Source organism: Planktothrix sp. FACHB-1355, from assembly GCF_014748295.1.
GTDB classification, from domain to species: Bacteria; Cyanobacteriota; Cyanobacteriia; order Cyanobacteriales; family Aerosakkonemataceae; genus Aerosakkonema; species Aerosakkonema funiforme_A.
Genome location: NZ_JACJUP010000602.1, coordinates 1 through 4138, shown reverse-complemented (window position 1 = coordinate 4138; position 4138 = coordinate 1). Strand labels below are relative to the sequence as shown.

Below are 4138 nucleotides of genomic sequence, written 5' to 3'. Positions count from 1 at the left end.
CAATACTGGCTTATTCTGAAGCGACGTTGGTTGCCAACCTCAGCCATATTTGGGTTGGTTGTCGTGCTAGCACTCGTGTATACCTCCCGGCAAAAGCCTGTCTATGAAGCCGAAGCAAAGCTTTTATTGAAAAAGACAAATCCTACTTCTTCCATAACGGGATTGGGAAAAGAGATCGGAGAATTTGCTCCTGTAGGAGAACAAAGTAACCCCCTGAACACAGAGATAGAGGTAATTCGTTCAGAGTCAATCGTACAGAAAACTATCAGTAAACTCAATCTATTGGATGAAAAAAACTCACCGCTAAAAGTAAAAGATTTTCTGAAAAACCTGTCAGTGGCAAATATCAAGGGAACCGATATGCTGTCAGTAGCCTACAAAGAAAAAAATCCCCAAAAACCAGCATTAATTGTCAATACACTGATCCAAATTTATATAGATAACAATCAAACTCTGAATCGGGCAGAAGCAGTGTATGCCCGCGAGTTTCTAGAAAAACAGTTACCTAATGCCGAAGCTTCTGTGCGTCAAGCCGAAGCTTCTATGCGCCGATTCAAAGAACAGAACAAAGTTGTTTCGCTCCAAGAAGAAGCCAAATCTGCTGTAGAAGTTATTGGCATCTTAGAAGGCAAAATTGCCGAAGCTAAATCTCAATTCGCAGATGCAAATGCCGAATCGGAAGCATTCCAAAACCAATTGCAGATGAATGCACAGGAAGGATTGACAGCAACTTCTCTTAGCCAATCCCCCTCAGTACAGGAGGCGCTGAAAGAATACCAGCAGGTAGAACGCCAGTTAGCAATCGAGCGAATTCGCTTCCACGAAACACACCCTTTGATAGTTGACTTAAAAACTAAAGAAGCCTCTTTGAAAGCTTTACTACAAGCACAAATACAAAAGTCTGTTGGTAGTCAGAAACAATCGGAAAATGTGAATTTGCAAATGGGAGAAGTAAAACCGAGATTGATTGAAGAATTTGTCAAAATAGAAGCAAAACGTCGAGGTTTAGCCAATCAAGTTTACACTTTATCGAAACAACAAGCTGTCTATAAGGAACGAGTAAGTGTCATACCCAGACTGGAACAGCAACAGCGCGAGTTGGAAAGTAAATTACAAGCCGCCCAATCTACTTATGCACTTCTGCTGCAAAAGCTTCAGGAAATCCGGATAGCCGAAAATCAGAATATGGGTAACGCTCGCATTATCCAAGCCGCCCTTGTTCCTCAAGAGCCTCTTGCTTCTCGTAAGTCTTCATCTATAGTCACAGGGGTTTTGTTGGGGGGTATGTTTTCTATAGCTACTGCCCTTATTTTAGAAGCCGCTGACAAATCCATCAGAACTGTGGAAGAGGTAAGAGATTTATTTGGATTTAGCTTACTGGGAGCGATACCTTTCGATAAAAAGTATAAAAAAATTAGTAAACTCGCTCGCAAACAGTCTTTGCAAAAGCACCTCGATTTACAGCAATCAGTTCTCGATATTGTTGTCTCAGAAGCGCCCGATTCACCAGTCAGTACAGCTTACCGAATGTTACAAACCAACCTGTATTTTCTCAATTCCGATCGAGACCTCAAAATAATTGTAGTCACCAGTTCATTACCTAAAGAAGGTAAATCTACCGTTTGTGCTAATTTAGCTGTGGCTATGGCGCAAATGGGGCGTCGAGTCTTACTGGTAGATGCAGATGCACTAAATCCCCGCTCCCATCAAGTTTCGGAACTTTCCGATCGAGGTTTGGGCAATGTTCTTGTCGGACAAGAACAAATCATTACCACCGCACAAGTAATGGTTAATTTGGAAGTTCTTACTTGTGAGAGCCTTGCCACTAACTCAACCGCAGTGATGGACTCTCCTGGGATAGCATCATTAATCAACAAATTTTCAGCCAAATACGATTTAACTATAGTTGACGCTCCTTCCTTGAAAGTCTCTACTGACGCTCTCTTCTTAGGTAAAATGGCTGATGGGCTTTTATTAGTTTCTCGCCTTGGCGTACTGGATTTAACCAGTGCTAATGTTGCTCGCGACTTTTTGGAGAAATCGCGTCAGAATGTTCTCGGTTTAGTTGTTGGCTTTCCAAAAAGTAGTTAGTCAGCAGTCAACAGTCAGCAGTTATTTTATGCTGGCTAGCTAATAACATCTGACTGATGACCGATGACTGTCAAAACATTAAGCACCTACTTTTTGCAATCCTACTGCGGTTTGTTGCAGTAAATTGCTGTAAAGTTCGCCTAACTGAGATGCTACCCCATCCCAGCTAAACATTTTTTCTACTCGCTTTCTTGCCGCTTGACCCAGCTTTTGGCCCCATTCTGGATTGCTGAGAATGCGATCGATCGCATTCGCAAAAGCGACTTCATCCAGCGGCGGACAGAGCAAGCCAGTTTCTGCCGGTACTATAGTAAATTGCAGACCGCCCACATCGCTGCCTACCACCGGTGTACGACAAGCCATCGCTTCAATAGTCACCAATCCAAACGGTTCGTAGTGACTGGGAACGACAGTAACGTCAGCAGCAGCATAGTAAAATGGCAAAATATCTCGATCGAGCCTGCCTGGGAAAGTCGTCATTTCTCTCAATCCCAGTTCCTCAACAATACCCTCAATGCGATCGCGTTCTATGCCATCACTTTCGCCGGGACGACTGCCACCACCAATTATTATTTGTAAATCTTCCTTACCGCGCAGCTGAGAACGTCCGACAGCACGAACTAAAGTTTCGATCCCTTTGCGACGATCGAACCTTCCTACATAAAGAACAACCTTACTATCCGGCTTTATGCCCAATTTCTGTCGTCCTTCTTCTCTGCTAACCCTACCAAATCTGTCGATATTGGTGCCGCAGGGAATAATATCGATCTTGCCCTTAGAGGAAACGAGACTACGCATATGTTCTTTTTCCTGCGGGCTAGTCGCTACAATTCTATCCCCTGTTTCCAAGACTGCCTTTTCAGTTGCTAACCGCATAGTGGCAATCATCGGAATAGTTGTGACCGACTTATATTTGACAGCACCCAGAGAGTGATAAGTATGTACTTGCTTGACACCTTGAATTTTTTTCAGCTGCATTCCCACCCAAGAGGAAAGCCAGTAATTCGTGTGTACCAAGCGATAGGTGATGCCAGATTGCTTTTGAAACTTTATCAGTTGTTCTACAAACTCCGGTAGATATTCAAAAATATTGTCGCGGGGTACAAATTCCTTCGGCCCTGCTTGCAGTCGAATCGTGCGACAATTATGACTGTGTTGGACAATTGTAGATTGTTCGGAACTCGAAAAGCGGGTAAACATATCTACGTGCCACCCCAGTCTGGCGAGTGCTTCGCCCACTTGACGCACATAGACGTTTTGTCCGCCAGCTTCTTCCTTACCGATTTCAATTGCTGGATCGCCGTGAACAGAGATCAAAGCGATGTGCTGTTTGATAGTGGAAACCATAGGTTTAGTAAGTGTGGGGATGCAACGACATTGAGGACGAAAGCTCGATCGCATAGTTCTGTTCGATCGAAAAGAGTGAAATCTCAGAGACCCTTTTAGTTAAAGGGTAGGTATTTAGCCGGAGGGGATCATCTTCTACCGGACTGATGTCTCACGCCCCCCACCCTCAGTCTTTGGGATGATCGTGCCCCCACTTGGGTCATTGCAGGTACTGCGGGTGCGGATTTTTTCAGATCTCGATCGCAAAAGACTATACTTTCTCTAAATGCTGTGCTAATATAAATTTCTGTCACCCTGGAGAGGTGGCTGAGTGGTCGAAAGCGGCAGATTGCTAATCTGTTGTACGGCAGGTAACTCCGTACCGAGGGTTCGAATCCCTCCCTCTCCGTATTCAAAGATCGAAAGTCAAAACTAAAACAGATATATATTATTGCTCGTCAATCGCACTTCGTCGTGGAATAGGCTCGATCGCTTGCCCAAAATCATCGGAAGAAATGCGTTTAAAACCCATTTTTTGTGATTGGCGCTAGATTTTAACCTGATTTTTCCCTAGAAGTGCGATCGGCAAACTCGCGAGCGGATTCATATACCATAAATTTCCCGATTTGGGATACTGGCAGTGTAAAATGTGACAATTCTGTTGCAAAACAGAATATAAATGTAATATTTTATGCAACCCTTTTGTTGCGGATTGTTGAGG

At 43.9% G+C, this 4138-nt stretch carries 2 protein-coding genes and 1 tRNA gene; 2 read left to right on the top strand and 1 reads right to left on the bottom strand.

All coding sequences use genetic code 11. The annotated features are described in order from the left end of the window. On the top strand, nt 1-2091 hold a 2091-nt coding region (locus tag H6S82_RS21455; RefSeq protein ID WP_191056673.1), incomplete at its 5' end, for a polysaccharide biosynthesis tyrosine autokinase. Nucleotides 2092-2169: 78 nt separating this feature from the next. Here H6S82_RS21455 and H6S82_RS21450 read toward each other — a convergent pair. Further along, the gene (locus H6S82_RS21450; RefSeq protein ID WP_190472327.1) at nt 2170-3438 is read right to left on the bottom strand and encodes a glycosyltransferase family 1 protein; all 1269 of its coding nucleotides are present in this window, start codon (nt 3436-3438) and stop codon (nt 2170-2172) included. A gap of 296 nt (nt 3439-3734) precedes the next feature. Here H6S82_RS21450 and H6S82_RS21445 point away from each other — a divergent pair. Continuing rightward, nucleotides 3735-3826, top strand: a tRNA-Ser gene (locus H6S82_RS21445). Nucleotides 3827-4138: the final 312 nt, after the last annotated feature.

Excerpts from the sequence above, each read along its gene's own strand:
- H6S82_RS21450 (WP_190472327.1), bottom strand. The coding sequence starts at position 3,438 with ATGGTTTCCACTATCAAACAGCACATCGCTTTGATCTCTGTTCACGGC.